General features: G+C 72.9%; 18 protein-coding genes, 3 tRNA genes and 2 pseudogenes. 9 read left to right on the plus strand and 14 right to left on the minus strand.

Annotation, left to right across the window (positions count from 1 at the left end; translation table 11 throughout):
- Positions 1–11 precede the first annotated feature (11 nt).
- Together ADK64_RS32075 and ADK64_RS32080 are read right to left on the minus strand one after the other, a co-directional pair.
- A tRNA-Arg gene (locus tag ADK64_RS32075) sits at positions 12–84 on the minus strand.
- Between the two features lie 200 nt (positions 85–284).
- Positions 285–375: transfer RNA gene (locus ADK64_RS32080), tRNA-Ser, on the minus strand.
- Between the two features lie 196 nt (positions 376–571).
- Between ADK64_RS32080 and ADK64_RS32085 the strand changes: the two genes are divergently transcribed.
- The 3 genes and pseudogenes from ADK64_RS32085 to ADK64_RS32095 form a co-directional block, all read left to right on the plus strand.
- Complete coding sequence (locus ADK64_RS32085; protein ID WP_078992969.1) at positions 572–1,072, plus strand: SSI family serine proteinase inhibitor; 501 nt, start codon at positions 572–574, stop codon at positions 1,070–1,072.
- 264 nt (positions 1,073–1,336) lie between these two features.
- On the plus strand, positions 1,337–5,668 hold the full coding sequence (locus ADK64_RS32090) for a PAS domain-containing protein (RefSeq protein WP_078992970.1): 4,332 nt from the start codon (positions 1,337–1,339) through the stop codon (positions 5,666–5,668).
- 8 nt (positions 5,669–5,676) lie between these two features.
- Positions 5,677–6,192, plus strand: a pseudogene (locus ADK64_RS32095) (hypothetical protein); the annotation flags it as partial.
- Positions 6,193–6,258: 66 nt separating this feature from the next.
- Here the strand turns inward: ADK64_RS32095 and ADK64_RS32100 are convergent.
- From ADK64_RS32100 to ADK64_RS32135, 8 genes are all read right to left on the minus strand, one after another.
- On the minus strand, positions 6,259–7,914 hold the full coding sequence (locus ADK64_RS32100) for a long-chain fatty acid--CoA ligase (RefSeq protein WP_053664810.1): 1,656 nt from the start codon (positions 7,912–7,914) through the stop codon (positions 6,259–6,261).
- Between the two features lie 128 nt (positions 7,915–8,042).
- The gene (locus tag ADK64_RS32105) at positions 8,043–8,636 is read right to left on the minus strand and encodes a SigE family RNA polymerase sigma factor (protein ID WP_053664812.1); all 594 of its coding nucleotides are present in this window, start codon (positions 8,634–8,636) and stop codon (positions 8,043–8,045) included.
- Positions 8,637–8,971: 335 nt separating this feature from the next.
- Positions 8,972–10,138, minus strand: coding sequence for a lipid-transfer protein (locus tag ADK64_RS32110; RefSeq protein WP_053664814.1), 1,167 nt, complete (start codon positions 10,136–10,138; stop codon positions 8,972–8,974).
- Positions 10,135–10,590: a MaoC family dehydratase gene (locus ADK64_RS32115; RefSeq protein WP_053664816.1), complete on the minus strand. Its 456-nt coding sequence runs from the start codon at positions 10,588–10,590 to the stop codon at positions 10,135–10,137. Before ADK64_RS32115 ends, ADK64_RS32110 begins: the two co-directional genes overlap by 4 nt.
- A complete protein-coding gene (locus ADK64_RS32120; RefSeq protein ID WP_053664818.1) occupies positions 10,580–11,617 on the minus strand; it encodes an acyl-CoA dehydrogenase family protein in 1,038 nt (345 codons plus the stop codon). Before ADK64_RS32120 ends, ADK64_RS32115 begins: the two co-directional genes overlap by 11 nt.
- 1 nt (position 11,618) lies before the next feature.
- Positions 11,619–12,635 carry a bifunctional MaoC family dehydratase N-terminal/OB-fold nucleic acid binding domain-containing protein gene (locus ADK64_RS32125; RefSeq protein ID WP_078992972.1) on the minus strand — a complete coding sequence of 339 codons (1,017 nt, stop codon included), beginning with the start codon at positions 12,633–12,635 and terminating at the stop codon, positions 11,619–11,621.
- Positions 12,636–12,694: 59 nt separating this feature from the next.
- Complete coding sequence (locus ADK64_RS32130) at positions 12,695–13,930, minus strand: acyl-CoA dehydrogenase family protein (RefSeq protein WP_078992973.1); 1,236 nt, start codon at positions 13,928–13,930, stop codon at positions 12,695–12,697.
- Positions 13,931–14,132: 202 nt separating this feature from the next.
- Entirely contained in the window at positions 14,133–14,438 is a 306-nt protein-coding gene (locus tag ADK64_RS32135) for a hypothetical protein (protein ID WP_053664822.1), read from the minus strand.
- A gap of 358 nt (positions 14,439–14,796) precedes the next feature.
- Between ADK64_RS32135 and ADK64_RS32140 the strand changes: the two genes are divergently transcribed.
- The gene (locus tag ADK64_RS32140) at positions 14,797–15,669 is read left to right on the plus strand and encodes a bifunctional DNA primase/polymerase (RefSeq protein ID WP_053664824.1); all 873 of its coding nucleotides are present in this window, start codon (positions 14,797–14,799) and stop codon (positions 15,667–15,669) included.
- Between the two features lie 154 nt (positions 15,670–15,823).
- Here the strand turns inward: ADK64_RS32140 and ADK64_RS32145 are convergent.
- Positions 15,824–15,910, minus strand: a tRNA-Ser gene (locus ADK64_RS32145).
- Positions 15,911–16,048: 138 nt separating this feature from the next.
- On the opposite strand from ADK64_RS32145, the gene ADK64_RS32150 reads away from it, so the two are divergent.
- Positions 16,049–16,693 carry a nucleotidyltransferase domain-containing protein gene (locus tag ADK64_RS32150; RefSeq protein WP_234384781.1) on the plus strand — a complete coding sequence of 215 codons (645 nt, stop codon included), beginning with the start codon at positions 16,049–16,051 and terminating at the stop codon, positions 16,691–16,693.
- A 116-nt stretch (positions 16,694–16,809) separates the two neighbouring features.
- Here ADK64_RS32150 and ADK64_RS32155 read toward each other — a convergent pair whose 3' ends face one another.
- On the minus strand, positions 16,810–18,327 hold the full coding sequence (locus tag ADK64_RS32155) for a S1C family serine protease (RefSeq protein ID WP_053664826.1): 1,518 nt from the start codon (positions 18,325–18,327) through the stop codon (positions 16,810–16,812).
- A 270-nt stretch (positions 18,328–18,597) separates the two neighbouring features.
- Between ADK64_RS32155 and ADK64_RS32160 the strand changes: the two genes are divergently transcribed.
- From ADK64_RS32160 to ADK64_RS32170, 3 genes are all read left to right on the plus strand, one after another.
- A complete protein-coding gene (locus ADK64_RS32160) occupies positions 18,598–19,428 on the plus strand; it encodes a glycerophosphodiester phosphodiesterase (protein WP_053664828.1) in 831 nt (276 codons plus the stop codon).
- A 192-nt stretch (positions 19,429–19,620) separates the two neighbouring features.
- Positions 19,621–20,259, plus strand: coding sequence for an ATP-binding protein (locus ADK64_RS32165; RefSeq protein WP_053664831.1), 639 nt, complete (start codon positions 19,621–19,623; stop codon positions 20,257–20,259).
- A gap of 165 nt (positions 20,260–20,424) precedes the next feature.
- On the plus strand, positions 20,425–21,387 hold the full coding sequence (locus tag ADK64_RS32170; RefSeq protein ID WP_053664833.1) for a DUF5926 family protein: 963 nt from the start codon (positions 20,425–20,427) through the stop codon (positions 21,385–21,387).
- A gap of 243 nt (positions 21,388–21,630) precedes the next feature.
- Here the strand turns inward: ADK64_RS32170 and ADK64_RS32175 are convergent, their stop codons facing one another.
- Positions 21,631–22,236, minus strand: coding sequence for a hypothetical protein (locus tag ADK64_RS32175; RefSeq protein WP_053664835.1), 606 nt, complete (start codon positions 22,234–22,236; stop codon positions 21,631–21,633).
- Between the two features lie 142 nt (positions 22,237–22,378).
- Positions 22,379–23,044, minus strand: a complete 666-nt coding sequence (locus ADK64_RS32180; RefSeq protein WP_053664837.1) for a bifunctional DNA primase/polymerase — start codon at positions 23,042–23,044, stop codon at positions 22,379–22,381.
- A 493-nt stretch (positions 23,045–23,537) separates the two neighbouring features.
- Between ADK64_RS32180 and ADK64_RS47745 the strand changes: the two are divergent.
- A pseudogene (locus tag ADK64_RS47745) lies at positions 23,538–23,769 on the plus strand (phosphatase); the annotation flags it as partial.

A 23,769-nucleotide genomic window follows, 5' to 3' on the forward strand; every position in this document is an offset into this window, starting at 1 on the left:
TTCAACCGATGTGCACTCGGCAGGATTCGAACCTGCAACCTTCTGATCCGTAGTCAGATGCTCTATCCGTTAAGCTACGAGTGCTTGTTTTGTTCTTGTCTCCGTTTCGTTCCTTTCGGCCCGTCCCGGCGACAGGAAGAACATTACATGACTGCCGCCGTCATGTGAAATCCGATTGGCACACCCCTTGTGACCTGCGGAAACGTCCGTAGGACGGGGTGGAGGGGACCGACGGACACAACGCCGAAGCCCCGGTCCTGGGGACCGGGGCTTCGGGATCGGTGCGGAGGCGGAGGGATTTGAACCCTCGATGGGCTTTAAGGCCCAAACCGCATTAGCAGTGCGGCGCCATAGACCGGACTAGGCGACGCCTCCAGCACAACCGCTCACGCGAGCGCGCGAGTGGTGCGTGCAGATGATGACACAGGTGAGTGCCCTGTCACCAATCGCCCCCCACGGTACTAGGCACTCGGCCCGCAGGGCAAAGGGCTTCCGTCCGGCGGGGCGCGACGTCGTCCGGTCCGGCGTCCGGCGGGCGCAACGTCCGGCCGGCGGGGGCGTTGGGCAGGGCATGGTCTTTCTCTTCCAGCGCGTGACCCGTCGCCCGCGGCGGGGGCCGGCAAGTGCCCTCCTTCGGCGGGGGTCCTCCCTCGCCGCCGTCCCGGCCCTGGTCGCCCTCGCCGCCGTACCCGCCGCCGCCTCGTCCGCCGTGCCCCCGCCCGTGCGGCCCGAGGACCGGGGCGGCGATCACCTCACCGTCGTCGTGCGGCGCGCCGGGGACGGGAAGGACGGGACGTACGAGCTGTTCTGTCATCCGGACGGCGGGAGTCATCCGGATCCGGCCGGGACCTGCCGGGCGCTGGACGGGCAGACGCAGTGGGGGCGGGACACCTTCGCCCCGGTGCCCCCCGACTCCGTCTGCACCATGATCTACGGCGGACCGGCCACCGCCCACGTCACCGGCACCTGGGCCGGGCGGCCCGTCGACGCCGACTACGACCGCAGCAACGGGTGCGAGATCGGGCGGTGGGACCGGATGGTGCCGCTGCTGCCCGGGCTGGGATCGGCGTAGCGAATCTGTGGCACAGGGGGCTCCTGGGACGTTCTTGGCCGAATCACCCCGGCCGTAAAGGTCCCGCGAAAGTCTTGCGGAGCCGAAGCCCGTGGTCAGGGGCTGGTCACGGGTTCGGTGTCACTTCCTCGTGGGACCTCCCCCTCATCCGGCGTCGCGAGCGCAACGTGTGCCCTTAGACTCCCTCGCGTGACACGTCGCGGGCCGGTTGGCAAGATGGCCCGAGCGGTCGGCAAGGTGCGGTAACAGGGAGGAAGGCGTCTCGTGAGCAGCAGGCCATCCCGAGGCGCTGCTCGCCTCGCAGCCATACTCGACGCGCTGCCGGATGCGTTGGTCCTGGTCAACGCGAACGGAACCGTCGTCAACGCGAACACCATCGCGTTGGAGACCTTCGAGGCGCCGGGTACGGCACTGGTGGGGCGCGGGCTGCTCGATCTGCTGCCCGAATTCGACTCGCGGCTCATCCCCGGGTCGATGCGCAGGCCCGATCACATGGACCCGCACGGGCGGACCAAGCCGGCCCGGATGGTCGCGCGGCGGACCGACGGGGCCGAGTTCCCGGTCGAGGTGACCAGCGCGAACCTGGAGAACGGACAGCAGGCGTACGACGGTTACGGCTACACCGGCGACGAGCTGCTGATGATCGTCGTACGGGACCTGTCCGGGACCGTGGACACCGAGGCGGAGCTGGCGCGCTCGCAGCGGCAGACCGAGATGATCCTGCGGGCCGCGGCCGAAGGCGTGGTGGGCACCGATACCGACGGGCGGATCGTGCTCGTCAACCCGGCCGCCGCCCAGATACTGGGCTACCGGGCCGGTGAGCTGGGCGGCAAGGAACTGCACGGCCTCGTACTGCACTCGCGCGGCGACGGTTCCCCCTTCCCGTACGAGGAGTCCCCGCTCGCCGACACCCTGCGCTCCGGGCGCAAGCACCGGGTACGCGGGCAGGTGCTGTGGTCCAAGGGCGACCAGAAGGTGGCCGTCGACCTCACCACCGCGCCCGTGCGCGACGGAGACCAGCTCGTCGGCGCCGTGATGACCTTCACCGACCGGCGGCCCTTCGACGCCCTGGCCGAGGAGAAGGCCGCGGTGGAGAAGGCGCACACGCAGGAGGTGGAGCGGCTCTCCGAGGAGCACGCCTCCGATCTGACCGCGCTGCGCCAGCGGCACGTCGCCGAGCTCGAGGAACTGCGCGAGAAGCACGCGGAGGAGCTGGCGGCCGGCGAGGAGCGGTACGCCGCGCTCGCCGAGCGGGAGAAGGACCGGTACGAGGCTCTGGCGGGCCGGCACGAGCAGTTGCTGACGCTGCTCGCGCAGTCGCTGCGCGGTCCGCTGGACGAGCTGCGGCGCGAGCTGTCCGCCCTGGCCGCCGACGACGCCGGGCAGCTGTGGCCCGAGGCCAACCAGGTGCTGCACCACCTCTCGGCCGGCTATGCGCGGATCACGACACTGATCGACAACGTCCTCGGCTATCAGGCGCTGGACTCCGGCACCGAGGACATCACCCGTACGAAGGTGATGCTGGACGCCGTCGTCGCCGCCGGTGTGGACGGGGCCGTCGAGCTGATCGGTCCCGGGCGGGTGCAGTTCGCCGTGCACGCGCCGCCCATCGAGGCCGAGGTCGACCCACAGCGGCTCGCCACCGCGCTCGCGCACCTCGTGGCGGACGTGGCCGGGGTCGACGCCACCGGCAACTCCCCCGTCTCCGCGGGTGGTTATCTGGACAATACGGTCGTGGTCGCCGCCGCGCAGCGCGGCGAGGTCGTGCGGATCGAGGTGCGCGGGCCGTACGCCGGGGGAGACCCGGTGCACGAGCCGATCGTGCGCGGGATCGTGCGCGCCCACGGCGGTGTGCTGCAGACGCACGAGGTGCCGGGCATGAGCGGCAGCGCGTACGTCCTCGAGGTGCCGCTCGGCGGTGGTGCGGGGGCGGTCGCCGGGCAGGCCGCGCAGACCGTGCAGACCGTGCAGACTCCGGCCGCGCTGGAGCCGGCCGGAGATGAGGCGGCCGACGCCGCCGAGCAGGCCGGCGGACGGCGGCGGGCCCGGCGGGCCTCCACGGACGCCTTCCTCGACGGCAGTGACGTGCCCGGCGCGGGCGAGACCGGTGAGGCGGAGGCGCCCGCGCCGACCGGACGGCGCCGCCGGCGGGCCGGCGCGCCCGCCGAGCAGGCCGCCGCGGTCCCGGCCGAGGAAGCGGAGAGCGCGTCCAGCGGCACCGGGCGGCGCCGTGGGCGGCCCGCCGACCCCGGCGCCGCTGACGGCGAGGGCGTGAGCGAAGGCGCCGTGATGACCGCGGCCGAGCATGCCGCGGGAGCGGCCGCCGCCGCCACGGGACTCGGCGCCGCCGTGCCGCCCCAGGGCGTCCCGGCCCGCCCCGACTCCGGCGCCCCGCAGGCCGCGCTGCCCCCGGCACTGCCCGCGGGGGGTACCGGGCAGCCGGCGCCCGCCGCTGACGGCGGTCCGGGTACGGAGGGTGCCGCCGGCGAGGGTGCGCAGCCGACCGGGCGGCGCCGGCGGGCGCTGGCCGCCGCGGCCGAGCGTGCCGCGGCCCAGGAGGCGGCCGGGCCCCGTACGGTCTTCGCCCTGCCGCCGGCCGAGGCGGACCGCTCACCGCAGTCCGCGGCCTCGGCGAGCCAGGCTCGGCCGCAGGAAACCGGGCAGCCGCAGGCGCAGTTGCCCGCGCAGCTTCCGACGGCTGCCGAGGCCGCCCCCGGTGACGACGGCCGGCACGACGCCGTACCGCTCGACCAGGCGGCGGACCACACCCCGCCGCAGCCGCACCCCACCAGCGCGCCGACCGGCCGGCGCCGCCGCGCGGTGGCCCCGCCGGCGCAGGCCGCACAACCGGCTTCGGCGCAACCGGTTCCCGCCCAGCCCCAGCCCGTTGCGGGGCAGCCGACTCCCGCGCAGCCCGTACCGAACCCGGCGGGGACGCCGACTCCCGGCCAGGGCACGCCGGTTCACGGCATTCCGGCGCAGGGTACGGCCGGGCAGGGCATCCCCGTCCAGGCCGGTCCCGTGCCGGTTCCGGGGCAGCCGGTGGCTCCGGGCACCCCGCCCACGGCACCGGCGCGGGGCGGCACCGCGGGCCGACCCGTACCGGCCGCGCCCCAGGGCGTACCCGCCGCTCCCGGACAGCCGCTGCCCGCCCCGGCGCGGCAGCTCCCGGCGGCACCGGGCGCGACCCCGCCCGGCGGTACCCCGGCCGCGCAGCCGCTGCCCGCCGAGGCCGGTTCCGGTGCCGCTGCCGCTGCCGGTCAGGCGCCCCAGGCCGAGTCCGTGGCCCCCACCCCCGCCGCCACCGTCCCGCAGCAGTGGCCCGGTGCCGACGACACCTCCGGTGCAGGCACCCCCGTGGCCGTACCGCGGAGCGCCCCGGCCGGTGCCCCGCTGCCTGCGGCGCAGCGGACCGCGCAGCCGTTGCCGCCCGCCGAGGGGGCCGCGGTCGACCCGAACTCCACGCAGGGGCGGGCGATCAGCGTCCGTACGCTCGGGCAGGGCGTGCCGTTCGCGCGCCAGGCCGCGCAGGTGCAGCAGCCGACGGCGACCCCGCCGCCGCACGCGCCCGGCGGTTCCGGCCGCCGGCGCAAGCTGGGCACGCCCCCCGACCGCCCGGAGTCGCAGCCGGAGCAGCCGGCCCGGCCGCACCCTGCGGCCGAGGCGGCGCCCGCGCAGCCGGCCGCGGCGCAGCCCTCGCTCGCCGGGCAGTCCCGGCTCGCCCCGGTCACCGAGGGCGCCGGACGGTCGTACGCCATAGGCGCCCCGGACGCCGACGCCGCCGAGGGACCCGAGCCGCTGGACGGTCCCGGCGGGGCCGTGGAGATCGCGAACGCTCCGCTGCCGCAGCCGCTCGACGACGAGCTGCCCCCGGAGCCGCTGGACAACCCGCGTCGGCTGCTGGTGTGGCCCGCGCCGGACGTGACGACCCAGCAGGCGCTGAGCGACCGTGGTTACCGGCCGGTGATCGTGCACTCCCGTGAGGAGGTCGACGCGCAGATCGCGGCCTTCCCCGCCGCGCTGTTCGTGGACCCGCTGACCGGGCCCATCACGCGTACGGCCCTGCAGTCGCTGCGGCAGGCCGCCGTGGCCGCCGAGGTGCCGGTGCTGGTCACGGCCGGGCTCGGGCAGGCGACGCGCGAGGCGGCGTACGGCGCCGACCCCGCCGTACTGCTGAAGGCGCTCGCACCGCGCGACAGCGAGCAGCATCCGCCGCGCGTGCTGCTCATCGAGGAGCACGCGGAGATCGCGCTGGCGCTGACCGCGACGCTGGAGCGGCGCGGGATGCAGGTGGCGCGGGCCGCGAGCGACGACGACGCGGTGACGCTGGCAGGGCAGTTCCGGCCGAACCTCGTGGTGATGGACCTGATGCAGGTGCACCGGCGGCAGGCCGGGCAGACCGGGATCATCGACTGGCTGCGCGCGAACGGGCAGCTCAACCGGACCCCGCTGGTCGTCTACACCGCCGCCGTCGACCAGGCCGACCTGCCCCGGCTGGCCTCGGGCGAGACGGTGCTGTTCCTCGCGGAGCGGTCCACGAGCACCGACGTGCAGAGCCGGATCGTGGATCTGCTGGCCCGGATCGGCACCAACTAGCCGCTACCTCCACCCTGGTCGCCCCGCTGGCCGGGGGCCTGGTGGACCGGTTCGGCGCCGCGCGGGTCGCGGGCACCGCCTATCTACTGGCGGCCGTGTCCGTGCCGCTGTTCCGGCTCGGCAAGCATGCCCTCGTGGTGCTGTTCTGGCTCGGCGGGCATGCCCTCGTGGCGCTGCTCGCCGCCGCGGTCACGATCCATGCCGCGCTGGTCGCCTCACACGCGGCCAACCAGACCCTGGCCTTGACCACGACCTCCGCCCCAGCCACCGCCAACACCGCCAACACCGCCTACGTCGTCTCCGGCTTCGCCGGCGGTGCCCTCGCCTCTGCCGCCGCGGGCCCCGCCTACGGCCACTGGGGCTGGGCCGGGGTGTGCGCGGTGGCGGAGGTGTGGCTGGTGCTGGGGTGGGCGACCACGGCGGTACGCACGGGAACGGGACAAGCGGGAACGGGACGAGCGGGAACGGGACGAGTGGGGAGGGGACGAGCGAGGAGGGGACGAGCGAGGAGGGGACTGCGCTGACAGCGCGGGAACGCCGGGCAGGGGCCGGGGAGGTCCCGCCCGGCGTCCGCGCCCGAAACGCGGTGTTCAGATGCGGGTGACGTCCAGCTCGCCGGCCGCGTACTGCCTGCGCAGCACCTTCTTGTCGAACTTGCCCACGCTCGTCTTCGGTACCGACGCGACGATCGTCCAGCGCTCGGGGAGCTGCCACTTGGCGATGCGGCCCTCCTCGGCGAGGAAGGCGCGCAGCGTCGCGAAGTCGGCGGCCGCGCCCTCCCGCAGGACGACCGTGGCCAGCGGACGCTCGCCCCACTTCTCGTCCGGCACGGCGACCACGGCGGCCTCGGCGACGTCCGGGTGGGACATCAGCGCGTTCTCCAGGTCCACCGAGGAGATCCACTCGCCGCCGGACTTGATGACGTCCTTCGCGCGGTCGGTGAGGGTGAGGAAACCGTCGGCGGAGATGGTCCCGACGTCACCGGTCTTCAGCCAGCCGTCCGCGCTGAACTTGTCGACGGGACGCAGCGGTTCGGCGTCCGGACCGTTGTAGTAGGCGCCCGCGATCCAGGGGCCGCGCACCTCCAGCTCGCCCGCCGACTCGCCGTCCCAGGGCAGGCGTTCGCCGCCGGGGCCGGTGAGCCGGGCCTCGACGCCGGCCGGGAAACGGCCCTGGGTGAGGCGGTAGGCGAACTCCTCCTCGGTGCCGACCGCGTGGGCCGGTGGGCGGGACACCGTGCCGAGCGGGGAGGTCTCCGTCATGCCCCAGGCGTGGCAGACCCGCATGCCGAGCCGGTCGAAGGCGTCCATGAGGGACGGCGGGCAGGCGGAGCCGCCGATGGTGACCTGGGTGAGGGAGGAGACGTCCCGGGGGCGTGCCGTCAGCTCGGCGAGGAGCCCCTGCCAGATGGTGGGCACGGCGGCGGCGTGGGTCGGCTTCTCCCGCTCGATCATCTCGGCGAGCGGCGCGGGCTGCAGGAAGCGGTCCGGCATCAGCATGTTCACGCCGGTCATGAAGGTGGCGTGCGGCAGGCCCCAGGCGTTGACGTGGAACTGCGGGACCACCACCAGGGAGGTGTCCTGGTCGGTCAGGCCCATCGACTGGGTCATGTTGACCTGCATGGAGTGCAGATAGATCGAACGGTGGCTGTACACCACGCCCTTGGGGTCGCCCGTCGTGCCGGAGGTGTAGCACATGGCGGCGGCCTGGCGCTCGTCCAGCTCCGGCCAGTCGAACGTCGTCGGCCGGTCCGCGATCAGCTCCTCGTACTCGTGCACCCGCGCGGTCGCACCCGCCAGCGGCGTACGGTCGCCGGGGCCGGAGACGACGATGTGCTCCAGCGTCGGCAGCTTGGGCAGCAGGGGCGCGAGCATCGGGATCAGCGAGCCGTTGACGATGACGACCTTGTCGGCCGCGTGGTTGACGATCCACACCAGCTGCTCGGCGGGCAGCCGCAGGTTGAGCGTGTGCAGCACCGCGCCCATGGAGGGGATCGCGAAGTACGCCTCGACGTGCTCGGCGTTGTTCCACATCAGGGTCGCCACCCGGTCGTCGCCCCGGACCCCCAGCTCGTCCCGCAGAGCGTTCGCCAGCTGCACGGCGCGCACGCCCGCCTCGGCGAAACTGCGCCGCTGCGGCTCGGCCTCCCCGGTCCAGGTGGTGATCTGGGACCGCCCGTGCACCAGCACCCCGTGCACGAGAATGCGGGTGACGGTCAGCGGTACGTCCTGCATGGTGCTCAGCACGGGATCCTCCTGGCGACATTGCCTACGCGGGAGTAGAGGCTGCGCTGATTCTGCTCACATACCGCGCGGTATGTCACTAGGTGGTACGTCACCAAGACGAGGGAAACCCGATGCGCACCGGCTCGCCGCTAGCGGACGAGGCCCAGCTCAGGATCCTCGCGGAGCTTCCCCAGCGCACGCGACACCGCCGACTTCACCGTGCCCACCGACACCCCGAGCACCTCGGCGGTCTGGGCCTCGCTGAGGTCCTCGTAGTACCGCAGGACGACCATCGCCCGCTGCCGCGCCGGCAGCTTCATGATCGCCCGCCACATCGCGTCGTGCAGCGCCTGCCGCTCGGCCGGGTCGTCTCCGGCGGGCATGGGCTCCGGCTCGGGCAGCTCGTCGCAGGAGAACTCGTCCACCCTGCGCTTGCGCCACTGGGAGGTCCGGGTGTTCAGCAGCGCGCGGCGCACGTAGCCGTCCAGCGCCCGCTGGTCCTCGATCCGGTCCCAGGCCACATAGGTCTTGGCCAGCGCGGTCTGCAGCAGGTCCTCGGCGTCGCAGGGGTTCGCGGTCAGCGAGCGCGCGGTGCGCAGCAGGACCGGCTGACGGGCCCTGACGTACGACGCGAACGACGGGTACGTGGGGGCAGTGCCGCCCGGGCGCACGCCGGTGTGGGGGCGGGCCCGTCCCGCCGGTGCGGCGGCGGCCGAGGCGCTGGTGCAGACGGGTGTGGTCATGGCTCCACGCTAGGAGCGGCACCCACCCCGGCGGATCGCCCGCAGGTCCCGAAGCGGCGTCCCCCTCAGGTTGTAGGGGTGGGGCAGGCTCCACCTCCTAGAGGTGGAGTACGGCTCCGCCTCGTCTGCGGGTCCGACCCCGAGTCGGGGATCGGGCGACCCTGCGTCGGAGTGGGGGTGGGGCTTGATCCGGGGACCGACCGACCCTGACACCGAGGGCGGACCGGGACGGGCTCCGGGCGGGGCGGGATCCGGGCGGGGCCAGCTCGTGGGCAGGGCCGGCTCGCGGGCCCGGGCGTCCGCGTGCCCTGGCCCAGACGTTCGCCGTCGGGCCCTCAGCCGTCCGCCGTCAGGACCAGACCCGACGTGGGCACCCCGGTACCGGCCGTCACCAGGGTCCGGGTCGCGCCCGGTATCTGGTTCACCGCCGTGCCCCGCAGCTGGCGCACCGCCTCCGCGATGCCGTTCATCCCGTGCAGATACGCCTCCCCCAGCTGGCCTCCGTGCGTGTTGAGCGCCAGCCGCTCCTCGGCCACGAAGCCGGCCGCCTCCCCTCTCCCGCAGAACCCGAACTCCTCCAGCTGCATCAGCACGAACGGCGTGAAGTGGTCGTACAGGATCCCCACGTCGATGTCGGCCGGGCCCAGACCACAGGCACGCCACAGCCTGCGGGCCACGACGCCCATCTCCGGCAGGCCGGTCAGACCGTCCCGGTAGAAGCTGGTCATCTGTTCCTGCGCCCGGCCCGCACCCTGCGCGGCCGCCGCGATCACGGCTGGGGGATGCGGCAGGTCCCGGGCCCGCTCCACGGACGTGACGACGATCGCCTGCCCGCCGTCGGTCTCCTGGCAGCAGTCCAGCAGCCGCAGCGGCTCCACGATCCAGCGGGACGCAGCGTGCTCGGCCAGGGTGAGGGGGCGGCCGTGGAAGTACGCCGCCGGGTTGGTCGCCGCGTGTCTGCGGTCCACCACGGCCACATGCCCGAACACCTCCGGCTCGAGCCCGTACGTGTGCAGATAGCGCCGCGCCGCCATCGCCACCCAGGAGGCCGGGGTGAGCAGCCCGAACGGCAGCACCCAGCCGAGCGCCGCGCCCTCCGCCGAAGCCTCCCGGTGCTGCACCCCCGCACCGAACCTGCGGCCCGACCGCTCGTTGAAGGCGCGGTAGCAGACCACCACCTCCGCCACGCCCGTCGCCACCGCGATAGCCGCCTGCAGGATGGTCCCGCAGGCGGCGCCGCCTCCGTAGTGGACCCGGGAGAAGTAGGTCAGCTCGCCCATCCCGCAGGCCTGGGCCACAGTGATCTCGGGGTTGGTGTCCATCGTGAACGTCACCATGCCGTCCACGTCGGCCGGCGCCAGCCCCGCGTCGTCCAGTGCGGCCCGCACCGCCTCCACGGCCAGCCGCAGCTCACTGCGCCCCGAGTTCTTGGAGAACTCGGTGGCCCCGATCCCGACGACGGCCGCGCGGCCGCTCAGTGTCTCGCGGGTACGCACGCTCATGACACGCCCTCCCGATCCGCCCCCGGCGTCGGTGTCGGTGTCGGTGTCGGGAGGCCGACGGTCACCGTGCCGGTCACGTGCCGGCCGATGCCGTTGGCGCCGACGACGCGCACGGTGGCGGTGTCGCCGTCGACCGCCTCGATCGAGCCCGACAACACCATCGTGTCCCCCGGGTAGTTGGGCGCCCCCAGCCTGATGGCCACCTTGCGGAGCACTGCCGTTGGGCCGAAGTGATCCGTGATGTACCTGCCGACCAGGCCGTTCGTCGTCAGGATGTTCATGAAGACGTCCGGCGAGCCCTTCTGCCGGGCCAGCTCCGCGTCATGGTGCACGTCCTGGTAGTCCCGGGACGCGATCGCCCCCGCCACGATCAGCGTCCGCGTGACCGGGATCTCCAACGGCGGCAGCTCGGTGCCCACCACCGGCACCCCGGCCCGCTGCTCACTCCCCATCCGCGATCAACTCCCCCAGCTCCTGGAGCACTTCGGCCCCACATCCCAGATACGCGTCCAGCTGCCGGCCCCACAGGAAGTGCCGGTGCACCGGATGGTCGAGGTCGGCTCCCGCCCCGCCGTGCAGATGCTGGCCGCTGTGCACGACCCGCTGTCCCGCCTCGGACGCCCACCAGGCCGCGGTCAGCGCGTGCGTGGCGTACGGCAGCCCGGCGTCTCTGCGCCAGGCGGCCTCGTAGGCCGTCACCCGGATCGCCTCGGTGTCCATGTGGGCGTCGGCGGCACGCAGCTGGACGGCCTGCCGGGTGGCCAGCGGGCGACCGAACTGCTCCCGCGTGCCGACATGCGCCACGGCACGGGCCAGCGAGCCCGCGCACACCCCGGCCTGGAGCCCGGCGAAGGCCGTACGGGCGGTGGCGAGGACGTCGGCGTAGGCGTCCGGACCGCCCAACGGCTCGGCCGGGGCCCGGTCGAGGGTGAGCCGGCCCGCCGACCAGGGGGCCGTCAGCTCGACCGGGGTGATGCCGGCGCCCCGTCCGAGCGGGGCCAGCCACAGCCGACGGCCGGCGTCATCATCGGCATCGGCGACCAGCACATGGGTGGCCTCGCGCAGCCAGGGCACGACGGGGACGGTGCCGGTCAGCTCACCCCGCGCCGACGCCCGTACACCCCCCTGTGCGGGAAACGCCCCGGCCACCACCGCCGAGCCGTCCTCGACCGCCGGGAGCAGCCGGTCCCGTTGCTCGGCGCTGCCGTGCGCGGTGAGGGCCAGCAGCCCGTACACACAGCTCGCCGCATACGGCACCTGGGCCGTCGTACGCCCCTGTTCCTCCAGGAGCAGCACCAGCCCGAGCAGCCCCAGGTCCGTCACCGCGCCGACCAGACCCGCCGCGCACAGGGCCTTCCACAGCTCCGGGTCGCTGCCGGTGCCGGCCGCCTTCAGCCTTTCGTGCGTGGCCAGGTCGCCGAAGATCCGCGCGGCCAGCTCGCGGGCCTCGGCCTGGGCTTCGGTGGGCGTGAAGTCCATGTCAGCCCTCGCCCTCGACGACCCGGAAGACCGGCAGGACCAGCTCGCCCTCGTCGTCTTCGTACCGCCGGAACTCCACCCGGACCGGCAGCCCGATGCGCACCTTGTCGTACGGCACCCCGACCACGTTGCTCACCATCCGCACGCCCTCGGCGAGTTCGACCAGTCCGACCGCGTACGGCGGTTCGAAGACAGGGAAGGGCGGGTGGTGCATGACCACGTACGAATAGACCGTGCCCGCGCCGCTCGCCTCGGCCGTGTCCCACTCCAGGCAGCCGCAGGCGTTGCAGCCCGGCAGCCAGGGGTGCCGCAGGGTGCCGCAGTCCGTGCAGCGCTGGATCAGGAGCCGGTGCTCGGACACGCCCTGCCAGAAACCCGCGTTGTCCCGGTTGACCACCGGGCGCGGGCGCCGGGGGCGCGGGGCCGGCGGTTTCCGCTGCGCGGGGGCGTATTTGAGGATGCGGAAGCGGTGCGTGCCCACCAGGTCGCCGCCGACCTGGATGTCCGTGCGGGTCGTGACGAAGTACCCCGTGCCCAGCTTGGTCGTCTTACGGCCGGAGACCGACTCGATCACCGTGTCGAACGTGACCTCGTCGCCCGGGCGCAGGGGCCGTCGGTACTCCTGCTCGCAGTCGGTGGCGACGACGGACGTACAGCCCGACTCTTCGAGCAGGCCGAGCAGTTCGTCGTAGCCGCCCGTGCGGCCCTCGTGCCCGGACAGGCCGCCCATCGTCCAGGCCTGGAGCATGGTGGGCGGGGCGATGGCGTCCGGGCCGGTGTACGCCGCGTTGGTGTCGCCCATGGCCTCGCACCAGTGCCGGATCATCGCCGCGTTCACCGGGTCCTTCCCGACTCCGGCGACGGCGGCCGCCAGTCCCTCGTACGCCTTGAGCCGCGCACCCAGAGGATCGGCCTCCACGCCTGTCGCCCCACCGGCCTCCGCAACCGCCGACGCACGGGCCTGCGCACCGCCCGACGCACGAGGCTCCGCGCCGCCCGGCCCAGGGCCGCCCCGCATCCGGCCCTCCGCCCCCACGGCCCCGGGCACCGCACCCCCCGGCTCCGCTCCCCTCGCGCTCACCTCCGCCCCCTCTCCGCCGTCCCGGCCACTCCCGCTGCTCCCGCAGCCCCCGCCGTCGCGGTCCTCTCCGCCACCCCCGCCGTCCTCTCGGCCCTCGCCATCCCGAGCCGCATCGTCGCGACGATCTCCCGCTGCACCTCGCTCACCCCGCCCCCGAACGTGTTGATCTGCGCCGCCCTGTTCAGCCGCTCCAGCTCGCCGTCCCCGAAGACCCCCGGGGAACCGGAGCGGACCAGTGCCGCCTCGCCCGCGATCTCCTGACACATGCGATACGTCGCGACAGTCGATTCCGTTCCCGCGAATTTCACGCCGCTCGCCTCGCCGGGGGACAGCCGACCCGCTGCCACATCGGCCACCAAACGCCAGCTGAGCAGGCGGTTTGCCGCCAGCCGGGCATGCGCCTCGGCGGCCCGCAGACGCACCCACGGCTCATCGATCCGGCGGCGCGGATTCACCGGATCGGGTGTACGGGCGGCGGTGAGCGCGGCGGCCAGGAACTCCTCGGCCTGCATACCGAGGGCGGCGAGCGCGATCCGCTCGTGGTTGAGCTGGCCGGTGATCAGCGACCACCCCCCGTTCTCCGTACCGACCAGGTTCCCGGCGGGGACGCGGACGCCGTCGTAGTAGGTGGCCGTCGTCGTCTGCCCGCCCACCGTCTCGATCGGCGTCCAGGAGAAGCCCGGCGCGTCGGTCGGGACGAGGAGGATCGAGATGCCCCGGTGCCTGGGCGCGTCCGGGTCGGTGCGGCAGGCGAGCCAGATCCAGTCGGCGTGCTGGGCGCCCGAGGTGAACACCTTCTGCCCGTCGATGCGCCAGCCGTCGCCCTCCCGGACGGCGCGGGTGCGCAGCGAGGCGAGGTCGGTGCCGGCCGAGGGCTCGGTGTAGCCGATCGCGAAGACGGCCTCCCCGCTGAGGATCCGGGGCAGGAAGCGGGCTTTCTGCGCCTCGCTGCCGTACCGCATGAGGGTGGGGCCGACGGTGTTGAGCGTGACCATGGAGACCGGGGCACCGGCCCGGTAGGCCTCGTCGAAGAACACGAACTGCTCGTCCGCGCCCCGGCCTTGACCGCCGTACTCGACGGGCCAGCCGAGCCCCAGCAGGCCGTCGGCGCCGATGCGGCGCAGCAGGGCGCGCGCGTCGGCCGGTGCGCCGTGTGCGGGCATCACGGTCCGGAAATAGGCGCGCAGTTCGGTGCGCAGGCGCTGCTGTCGCTCCGTGGGGGCGAGGTGCACGGCGGGCCCTCCCGGCCTCGCGTACCTGACAGGACAGTTTCTGACTGTCCGTCAGATATCGAGGGGTGTCAAGGTCGGCCGCCGCACCGGCGCCTGCCCGGAAAACGCCGGCGCGGCGGCACCGAAGTGCCGCCGCGCGACGTGTTACGACCCCGAAGCACACCCCACGAGGGCCCTCACCAGGAGGGGCCTCGCCCTGGGCTCACCAGATGAAGTTGATGGCCGTGTTCTCGTTGCCCTGCTGGACGGACGTGAAGGCGGAGTCGTTGACCTGAGCGGTGTTGCTCTGGTTCGAGGCACGGTCACCGACGGCGTTCTGCTGCGTGGTGGACGAGTTTCCGCGGTTGTCGCCGCCGACGCCACTGCCGACGACACTCGCCACACCGGCGTTCGATCCGTGACCCGCGATGGCGCCGTTGTCCGCGGCAGCGACACCACTGAACAGGGCGACTGCGAGCGGGAGAGCGGCGACGGCGGCGACAACGCGGGCGGTACGGATGCTTGCCATCTTGTTCCTCCAGAAAGCGGCCCGTGGGCCGGAAGTATGTGAACTACGGCTGATGTCAAGGCAGTTGGCCGACCGCCTCGACCTCGTGGACGACGTCGCGAATCAAGAGTTGCCCACCGAATCCCCGGCGAACCAGCCTGGAAGCCTTGATTCGCACGCAAGCGTGATGACAAGTCGATAAACCTTTATCGCCATGTTTTGCCCTCTCCCGCCACAGAGGACGCGAGCCGGTACTTTCACCTCTCAAGCGGCACAAGAGGTGAACCGTTCCGTCGGACATCCCGCCCCGGCTCGCGCCTCCCGGCGTGTCGCAAACATCCCCCTTTCTTTTTTCGAACGTACGTACGAACATGGGGGTATGGCCACCACCGACCGGCAGGCCACGACGCTGGCCCTCGCACACGCGCTGTCAGCCGCCGAACGCGGCCTGGCCGTCATCCCCCTGTCCCGGACGAAGCTCCCGGCCCTGCGCTCCCCCCACCACGACGACCCCGACCCGGCCGGACCGCGCTGCCACGGCGCGTGCGGCCGCCTCGGCCACGGCGTGTACGACGCCTCGACCGACCCCGTCCGCATCCGTGAGCTGTTCGCCGCCGCGCCCTGGGCCACCGGCTACGGCATCGCCTGCGGGCTGCCGCCGTACCACCTGATCGGCGTCGACCTCGACACCAAGTCCGGCACGGACTCCTCGGCCGCCCTGCGCGAACTGGCCCTGCGGCACCTGTTCACCATCCCGGAGACGGTGGTCGTCCGCACCCCGAGCGGCGGCCGCCATGTGTGGCTCACCGGCCCGCCGGACGTCGTCGTACCGAACTCGGCCGGCCGTCTCGCCCCCGGCATCGACATCCGGGGCGCCGGCGGCTATCTCGTGGGCCCCGGCTCCCGCACCGACCACGGCGTCTACACGGCCGCCCCGGGCACCGCGCACCTGGCTCCGGCCCCCTGCCCGCCATCCCTCCTGCGCCTCCTCCTGCCGCCGCCCCGGACCCCGCACCCGGCCCCGTCCACCCCCGGCGACCACGGTCGAGGCCTGGTCCAGTTCGTCCTGTGCGCCCATGAGGGCCAGCGCAACACCCGCCTGTTCTGGGCGGCCTGCCGCGCCTACGAGAACGGCCTCGGCCCCGCCCTGGCCGATCCTCTGACCGAGGCGGCGCTCAACACCGGCCTGACGGAACGCGAGGCCCGCGCGACGATCGCCTCGGCGGCCCGGATGACGGGACACCGGCCGTAACGACGGAACCGGGCGTCGAGTCGAAGGGACGCGGCGGCGTCCTTGAGCACGAACGCAACGGAAGTCTCGGGTTCTGGCTGCCGACCGGCGGCTGATCTTGGCGTAGCACGACGGCCCCTGACCGGTTTACCTGGTCAGGGGCCGCCAACGCGCGCGGTGGGTGTGGGATTTGAACCCACGGTGACATCGCTGCCACGACGGTTTTCAAGACCGTTCCCTTAGGCCGCTCGGGCAACCCACCTGGTCCCCGACCACCTGGGACGGAGCGGGTACAGCGTACCGGGATCGCGCGATCGGCGGGCAGCGTGGTCCGGTAGGAGCGCTCGGGAGCCGGTCGCGGACCTACGGTGGGCCATGTCGCGGGCCTACGGTGGGCCGTATGGGGACGGGAACCGGACGGGACGCGCTGGCCGCCGAGGTGCGGGAGGCGTTGCAGGCGTGCTGTGCCCGGTCTCGCACCGAGCTGGTCGGGTCGCTGGCGGACGGGAACGCCGACGAGTTCAGCGACATCGACCTGCTCTGGATCGTGCCGGACGCCGAGTTCGCCGCGTGTCTGTCCGGTGCCGTGGCCGCGCTGGAGCGGGTGCGGTCGGTCACGAGTGTGCGCAGCGACCCGGACTTCCACCGGTCCCTGCGCCGCCGGCTGCTGTTCGTGCGCTTCGCGCGCGTGCCGTTGTTCTGGCGGCTGGATCTGGACATTCGCTGCGCTTCCGTCGCCGGCGACCCGGACCACGACACCGGGAACCCGGCCGCGCGGGCCCGCGCGGGCGAGTGGTCGAGGCCGGCCAGTGCGCTGGCCAACGCCGTCGGCGCGGTCAAGGCGGTCGCCCGGGGGCGGCAGGAGCAGGCCCGTGGGCTGCTGGATCGCGGGTTCGCGCGGATCGGTGTGCCGGACCGGGCGAGCGGCGACTGGGGCGCCGACGTGGCGCGGCTCGCGTGGGCGGCCGTCGCACAGGATCCCTCGCTGGCAGAGCCTGCCGCCGAGGTCGGTGCGCTGGCGCGCGCGTATCTCGGCAGCGGCTGATCCGGGACGGGGACGGGGCACGGCCCCCTCCACGAGTACGGCAAAGGGCGCCGAGTACGGCAAAGGGGCGCCCCTCCGAAAGGGGCGCCCCTACGCGCGCGTGGCCGTCGGCCAGGTCAGCTGTCGCCCGCCCGGGAGCCCAGGGTCAGGTCCACCGTGTGCTCCTGGCCGCCCCGCTTGTAGGTGATCGTGACCTTGTCGCCGGGCTTGTGGGTCCAGATCTCGCCGATCAGGGTCGGACCGCTGTCGATCACCATGTCGTCCAGCTTGGTGATCACGTCACCGGGCTTGAGGCCCGCCTTGTCGGCGGGGCCGCCCGACTCGACCGCGGCGGCTCCGGCCGCACCCTGGTCGGTGATCTTCGCGCCGCCGGAGGAGTCCTCCAGCGAGACGGACGCGCCGATCTTGGCGTACACCGGCTTGCCGTTCTTGATCAGCTGCTGGGCGACGTACTTGGCCTGGTTGATCGGAATGGCGAAGCCCAGGCCGATCGAGCCGGACTGCCCGGAGCTGCCGAAGCTGCCGCTGCTGGACGACTGGATCGCCGAGTTGATGCCGATGACCGCGCCGGAGGCGTCCAGCAGCGGGCCGCCGGAGTTGCCCGGGTTGATCGACGCGTCGGTCTGCAGGGCGCTCATGTACGACGCCTTGCTGGTCGCGCTGCCGTCACTGGAGGCCACCGGGCGGTTCTTGGCGCTGATGATGCCGGTCGTCACCGTGTTGGACAGGCCGAAGGGGGCGCCGATGGCGATCGTCTCGTCGCCGACGGCCACCTTGTCGGAGTCGCCGAGGGCGAGCGGCTTGAGGTCGGACGGCGGGTTCTTGAGCTTGATGACGGCGACGTCGTAGCCCTGCGCGTGGCCGACGACCTCGGCGTCGTACTTCCGGCCGTTCGGGAACGTCGCGGTCAGCTTGCCGCCGTCGAGGGCGTCCGCCACCACGTGGTTGTTGGTGATGATGTGGCCCTGGGTGTCGAAGACGAAGCCCGTGCCGGTGCCGCCGTCGCCGTTGGTGCCCTCGGCCTCGATGGTGACCGTGCTGGGCAGCGACTTGGCGGCCACGTTGGCGATCGTGCCGGGCGCGCGCTTGACCTGCGAGGCGTTGCCGTCGGAGGCGGAGACGGTGGTGGAGCCGCTGTCGTCGTGGTCCTTGGCCAGGGTGTAACCGAGGCCGCCGCCCAGGCCGCCGGCGACCAGCGCGGCCACCAGGACCGCGGCGACCAGCCCGCCGCGTCCACGGGGCTTGGGGGCGGGCTGCTGGTACGACGCTCCCCAGACGGGGCCGCCCGGACCACCCGGGCCGCCCGGACCGCCGTAACCGCCCGTGCCGCCGAAGCCACCGGCGCCGGCCGCGCCCGCGCCCGCGTACGCCGCGCTCTCGCCATAGGCCGGGGCCTCGGCGTGGGGCGGGGTGGCCGGCTGCGGGGGCGGCCAGGAGCCGTCGGGGGCCGGGCCGGAGGCCTGCGGGGCGCCGGCCGGGGTGGCGGGGGCGTCCTCGGGTACCTGCGGGAGGGGAGTGGTCGGCGCGTTCCCCTCGGGCGCGGGGCCCTGCGGGGAAGCGGCGGGAGAGGCCACCGGCACGGGAGGTGCGGACGGGGCCGGGGGTACCTCGTTGCCCTCGTTCTCGGTGCTCACAGCTCTTCTCCTCGATCCACGGCTGTTGTTGTCGGTCGCACTCGGTCCCACTCGGTCACGCTCGGCAGCTCTGCGTGGTGCTGTGCTCAGTTCTCACTGTTCCGTTTGTATGAGGTCAGCTTTTCCCATGGGCCGTCAGAGCACCATAAGCGGTGGCTGTGGGTCCATGACCAGTCTTTACATGGGGCTTTTCGCGCAAGAGTTACACAAGCGGGCGTTACGGGCACCTGTGCAGCCCCGCGCACCCCCCGGCGGTGACACCATGTCGCGGTGACCCACGCACCACAGCGCTCCATCCAGGTCGTCGCCCACCGGGGCGCCTCCGACGACGCGCCCGAACACACCCTGGCCGCCTACCGGAAGGCGATCGAGGACGGCGCCGACGCCCTCGAGTGCGACGTACGACTGACCGCCGACGGCCATCTGGTCTGCGTCCACGACCGGCGGGTGAACCGTACCTCCAACGGCCGCGGCGCCGTCTCCGCCCTGGAGCTGGCCGATCTCGCCGCTCTCGACTTCGGCTTCTGGAAGACGCGCGAGGCCTGGCACGCGCGGGACGAGGAGCCCGACTGGGAGCACCGGCCGGAGGACCGCGAGGAGACCTCCGTGCTCACCCTGGAGCGGCTGCTGGAGCTGGTCGCGGACGCCGGGCGACGGGTGGAGCTGGCCATCGAGACCAAGCACCCCACGCGCTGGGCCGGACAGGTCGAGGAGCGGCTGCTGGCGCTGCTGAAGCGGTTCGGCCTGGACGCGCCGGCCTCCGCCGCCGAGTCGCCGGTGCGGGTCATGAGCTTCTCGGCGCGATCCCTGCACCGCGTGCGTGCCGCCGCGCCGACGCTGCCGACGGTCTATCTGGTGCAGTTCCTCACGCCCCGGCTGCGTGACGGACGGCTGCCCGCGGGCGTGCGGATCGCGGGGCCCTCGATCCGCATCGTGCGCAACCACCCCGCGTACGTGGAACGGCTGAAACGGGCCGGTCACCAGGTGCACGTCTGGACGGTGAACGAACCCGAGGACGTCGACCTCTGCGTGGAGCTGGGCATCGACGCGATCATCACCAACCGCCCGCGCGCGGTGCTGCGACAGCTGAGCCGCATGTGATGCCGGAAGCCATGCCCGTGTGACCTCAAGAGGCCGGTAAAGAGCTGTTCGGATCCCTTGACCGGGCTGTGCGGCTGCTGGATCCTCCGATCTCGGCCGCACCAATGAAATTCAGCCACTCGACGACCAGACAAGGGAGCCGCCGTCACAGGGTGTGCTCCGGCGCGTTCGCTCCGTACAGGGGCGTTACGAATGCGTCACCGGAAGGGGATTGGCCGGTTTCCGGTTCAGGTCCAGGGGGCATCCACACCGTGGCGTGGGGCAAAGGAGGTCTCGGGGGTGGCGTTGGTGGTGGCACAGGAGGTGCCCACGTCGTCGAGCATGGCCGTACCCCATGGCCCTGCGGGCGTGGGGAAGGCAAGGCACCGGATGCGCGCGCAGCTGCGCAGCGGTGGCGTGTCGGAGTCGGTCATCGACGATGCCGTACTGATTCTTTCCGAACTGTTGAGCAACGCCTGCAAACACGGGCGGCCCCTGGGCGACGCGCTGGCCGGGGACGGCGATGTGCGCGCCGCGTGGCGGGTCGAACCACGGGGGCGGCTGCTCGTCGAGGTGACGGACGGCGGCGGTCCGACCCGCCCGGCACCGGCGACTCCGTCGGTGACCGCGCACGGCGGCCGCGGCCTGAACATCATCACGGCTCTCGCCGACGACTGGGGCGTCCGGGACGGCGTCCGGGGCGAGGTGACGGTCTGGGTGGTGGTCCACGAGGACGTCCACGACCCCGACGCGGGGTGCCGTCGTGACGGTTTCGCTACGCGCGTCACCACGCCCGCGCCCGCGGACCTGTCCGGCCTGGATCTCGTGGACGCCTTCGAGGACCTGGACTGAGTCCCGAGCGGCTTTCGTTCCGGTCCGTCAGGGCCCCTGAGTTGTCCACAGGTTCACACCTCTGGCCTCGATCGCCCGTGCGTTGTCCACAGGTTCCCGTCGGACATGGCCAAAACGGCTAGGCTCCCGCCGTACGAGAAGCGCCGTAACCGGGAGACACCCACGATGGCCAAGAAGCGACCCCAGACGAAGGCCAAGCCGCAGATCACGGACGGAGAGATCCCGGTTGTCAGCGCACGCGAGCCCTGCCCCTGCGGCAGCGGCCGGCGCTACAAGGCGTGCCACGGCCGGGCCGCCGCGCACGCGGTGACCGAGCTGGTGCACCGCCCGTTCGAGGGCCTGCCCGGCGAGGGCGACTGGGTGGCGCTGCGCGAGCTGGTCCCGGCCGCGACGGTCGAGCTGACCCTCAAGGAGGCCCTGCCCGAAGGTGTTCCGTCGGTCGTGCTCGCGACGGTGCTGCCGATGGCCTGGCCGGCGCTGCGCCGCGACGACGGCTCGGTCCTGATCGGCCTGCAGAACGACACGGCGTCCGGCGACATCAGCCGCGACCTCGCCGACACCCTCCAGCGCGCGCTCGTGGCCGAGCCGGGCACTCCGGTGCAGGGCCGCCGCGCCCCGGCCGGCGGTCCGCGGCTGCAGGATCTGCTCGACGCGCAGGCACCGTTCGAGCCGGTCGTGCACAGCGGCTTCGAGTTCTGGGTGCCGGACGCCGAGAACGCCGCCCCGGACGTGACCGCCTCCCTGGAGCGGGCCAACGCCGCCGCGATCCCGACGGCGAAGCTGGCCGGCGTGGACGCGGCGTACTGGTGCGAGACCCCGGAGAAGAACCACCTGCGCTGGGTGATGCCGCATCCGGAGGAGCAGCTTCTGGACGCTCTCGCGCGGCTGCACGCCGCGGGCCGCTCCAGCCTGGGCGAGGGCACCCGGCTCGTGGGCTCCTTCCGTGCTCACGGCCTCACGGTGCCGGTGTGGGACCTGCCGAGCGGCATGTCGGCCGAGGACGTGGAGAAGCCGGCCACCGAGTTCGCCGAGCGGCTCGCCGCCGCCCTTGCCGCCACCGAGCCGCTCACCGCGGACGAGCGGCGGGCACGTGGCGGCCTGACCAACCGGCAGGTCACGCTCAGCTGAGGCCCCGCGCGCGTGTGTCACGGCTGACTGGTCGGTCAGCCGTGACGACGCCCCCCGGAACAGGTGACTCCCGTCACAACTCCCCGTTGCGACAGGGAAATCAGTGGCCGAATGCTCAAGTCGGAATTTGCGAACCGCCGATCTCTTGTTACCGTTCCTGTATCCCGGTTGCTGGTGCATCCCCCGTCGCCAGCAACCGGGTCTTTCCATGTCCGCGTTCGCCGGACAACAGGACGCGGAGCGTCAACTGCCCTTTGGCTCCCTGGAGTTACTCCCGGAGCTGCCCACTGGTCCGCTCCCGGAATCACTCCCGCCGTCCACCGGATCACTGCCCGCGCGCAGCAGCAGGGCGCCGTCGGTCCCGCGCTTGGCGAACTCGGCGACGGCCGTGTAGGCGCCCGCTCCGCCCCGGCTGCGCTCCCGGGGTGTCTCACAGGTGGCGGGTTCGTCGTCGGCGCTGGTGACGCAGCTCATCTCCACACTGTGACCGTCCGGCCCCATCAGGCTCAGCACGGAGTCCAGCGACTCGCCCGTGGCGTTGCGGTAGTAGGTGCGCGCCCAGGTGTCCTCGCCCTGGGTCAGCACACAGGTCTGCGCCTCGATGCCGTCGGGAGAGGTGAGCGCGGGGCCGCAGCGGGCAGCGGTGGCCAGACCGAGCCCGAGCAGCCGGGCGGAGGAACGCGGCGCGGGCAGTTTGGCGTCCCCGTGCCCCGGCGGTCGTACGGTGTCCCGGAGCTTGTCGGCCGCCGTGTGCTGGGCCTCCTCGCCCACCTGCCCGGCGGACGCCACGGCGAACGGCAGGACGACCGCGGCCGTCACGGCGCCCAGGAGAGCGAGCAGGCGGAGCATGTGGGAATCCGACCCGGCGTCGTGCGCCGGGCGGTGCCCGTGACGCCCGGGGACTCGACGGCCTTGTCCCCCAGAATTTGGCAGCATGTGCGGAAGATAACGATCGAGTGGGCCCCGCCCGCCTCGCCCGCGCCGGACACCCTTACAACTCGGGTGCGCTCACACCCGTACGAGTGAGGGCGTCGATCACGGCGTCCACCACGGCTTCCACGTCAGGCACCCAGGGCGCGGCCGAGCCCGGCAGCGGGGCCCGCTCCCAGCGGACGGCGCCCTGACCGGTTTCGGACGGGGGCAGGGCGACATAGCCGCCCTCGCCGTGGAAGCGCAGGGAGCCGGGGACGAAGTCCTTGGCGTAGAGCAGTTCGCCCAGCTGCTCCATGGAGTACGGCTTGACGAGCAGCGCCCAGCGGGTGGGCGAGGCGATCACCGGGCCGAGGCGCATGCCCCGGCGGTCGAGCAGGGCCAGGGCGTGCGAGGCGGCGGGCGCCGGCAGGCTGACGGCGCAGGGCGCCTTGCCCCCGGTGGCGAGGATGACCGGCGCGCTCGGCCGGTTGGTCCACCACCAGCGCACCATGCGCGCGTCCGTGGTGGCCGCGAGCAGACCGGGGTCGAAGGGGTGTGCACCGGGCACCGTGCACTCCGGGTCGGGGCAGGCGCAGCGGGCGCGCCCCTGCGGGTCCGGGGCCACGCCCGGGAGTACGGGCCACTGCCATTCGGTCGCAAAGGTCAGGGCCGCGCCGATCAGCTCAGGCCCCCCGCCGTTCCGCCTGGACAGGAGCCTGCGTCGCTTTCCGAGGATCTCGCGCATGAGCGCTCGTTCCTTTCCGTTGCACCGCTGGCAACACCGTGGTCCACATCACACCATGTGTCGATCACTTCACTGTGCGTACCTGTTGGCGCATCACACCCCCGCGCACGGCAGGGGGATCCCCAAGGGGTCGAGCATGGGCCGCGTCCGCATCCATAGTGCGTCGGTCAAAAGCACGGTTGCGGCGTGGGGGTGGCGAAGTATGGCGTTTTGCCGTCGCGCGTATTTCTCTCCGCCTCCGCCAGGGAGGATGGGGCTCGGCCGTCGGTGGCTATGACGCCCGGGTCCGTCGCCAGGTTCCGGGTAGCCCCCAACCACCCCTGGCCTTCTCCGAGTACGTACCCATCACGACCGCTGTGACGCTCTGTGGAGCAAGGCCAGTCGACCGCAATGAGCCGATACCTCAGGCAGTTTCAAGCCAACTTGGCAGTAAGGCAAGGGGTTCGGGAGAAACCTCGTACGGCCCATGGACACCAGGAATCCCGGCAGGACAATGCTGGACATCCCCTCACGAGTGCGTGTACATGTGGAGACACTGCTAGCGGCGCAGAATGACATGGGGGTTTGCGATGCTTCTCAGCAATACGCACCGGTCTGAGAGCCGGACGCCATGAACGCCCCCCACCCTCCGAAAGTGGCTGGAATCGATTCAACGGTTCCCACGCCCGCACACACTGTCGCGCCCACTCCTCCCGCCCCGGACGCCCCCGCCGTCATCACCACCG

This window comes from Streptomyces sp. MMG1121 (genome assembly GCF_001280015.1).
In the GTDB taxonomy this organism is placed as follows: Bacteria; Actinomycetota; Actinomycetes; order Streptomycetales; family Streptomycetaceae; genus Streptomyces.

What these genes read in the sequence shown, in the direction of transcription:
- ADK64_RS32085 (WP_078992969.1), top strand. Translation starts at nt 572, where the DNA reads ATGGTCTTTCTCTTCCAGCGCGTGACCCGTCGCCCGCGGCGGGGGCCG.
- ADK64_RS32105 (WP_053664812.1), bottom strand. Translation starts at nt 8,636, where the DNA reads ATGACCACACCCGTCTGCACCAGCGCCTCGGCCGCCGCCGCACCGGCG.
- ADK64_RS32110 (WP_053664814.1), bottom strand. Translation starts at nt 10,138, where the DNA reads ATGAGCGTGCGTACCCGCGAGACACTGAGCGGCCGCGCGGCCGTCGTC.
- ADK64_RS32115 (WP_053664816.1), bottom strand. Translation starts at nt 10,590, where the DNA reads ATGGGGAGTGAGCAGCGGGCCGGGGTGCCGGTGGTGGGCACCGAGCTG.
- ADK64_RS32120 (WP_053664818.1), bottom strand. Translation starts at nt 11,617, where the DNA reads ATGGACTTCACGCCCACCGAAGCCCAGGCCGAGGCCCGCGAGCTGGCC.
- ADK64_RS32125 (WP_078992972.1), bottom strand. Translation starts at nt 12,635, where the DNA reads ATGCGGGGCGGCCCTGGGCCGGGCGGCGCGGAGCCTCGTGCGTCGGGC.
- ADK64_RS32135 (WP_053664822.1), bottom strand. Translation starts at nt 14,438, where the DNA reads ATGGCAAGCATCCGTACCGCCCGCGTTGTCGCCGCCGTCGCCGCTCTC.
- ADK64_RS32140 (WP_053664824.1), top strand. Translation starts at nt 14,797, where the DNA reads ATGGCCACCACCGACCGGCAGGCCACGACGCTGGCCCTCGCACACGCG.
- ADK64_RS32150 (WP_234384781.1), top strand. Translation starts at nt 16,049, where the DNA reads ATGGGGACGGGAACCGGACGGGACGCGCTGGCCGCCGAGGTGCGGGAG.
- ADK64_RS32165 (WP_053664831.1), top strand. Translation starts at nt 19,621, where the DNA reads ATGCGTCACCGGAAGGGGATTGGCCGGTTTCCGGTTCAGGTCCAGGGG.
- ADK64_RS32170 (WP_053664833.1), top strand. Translation starts at nt 20,425, where the DNA reads ATGGCCAAGAAGCGACCCCAGACGAAGGCCAAGCCGCAGATCACGGAC.
- ADK64_RS32175 (WP_053664835.1), bottom strand. Translation starts at nt 22,236, where the DNA reads ATGCTCCGCCTGCTCGCTCTCCTGGGCGCCGTGACGGCCGCGGTCGTC.
- ADK64_RS32180 (WP_053664837.1), bottom strand. Translation starts at nt 23,044, where the DNA reads ATGCGCGAGATCCTCGGAAAGCGACGCAGGCTCCTGTCCAGGCGGAAC.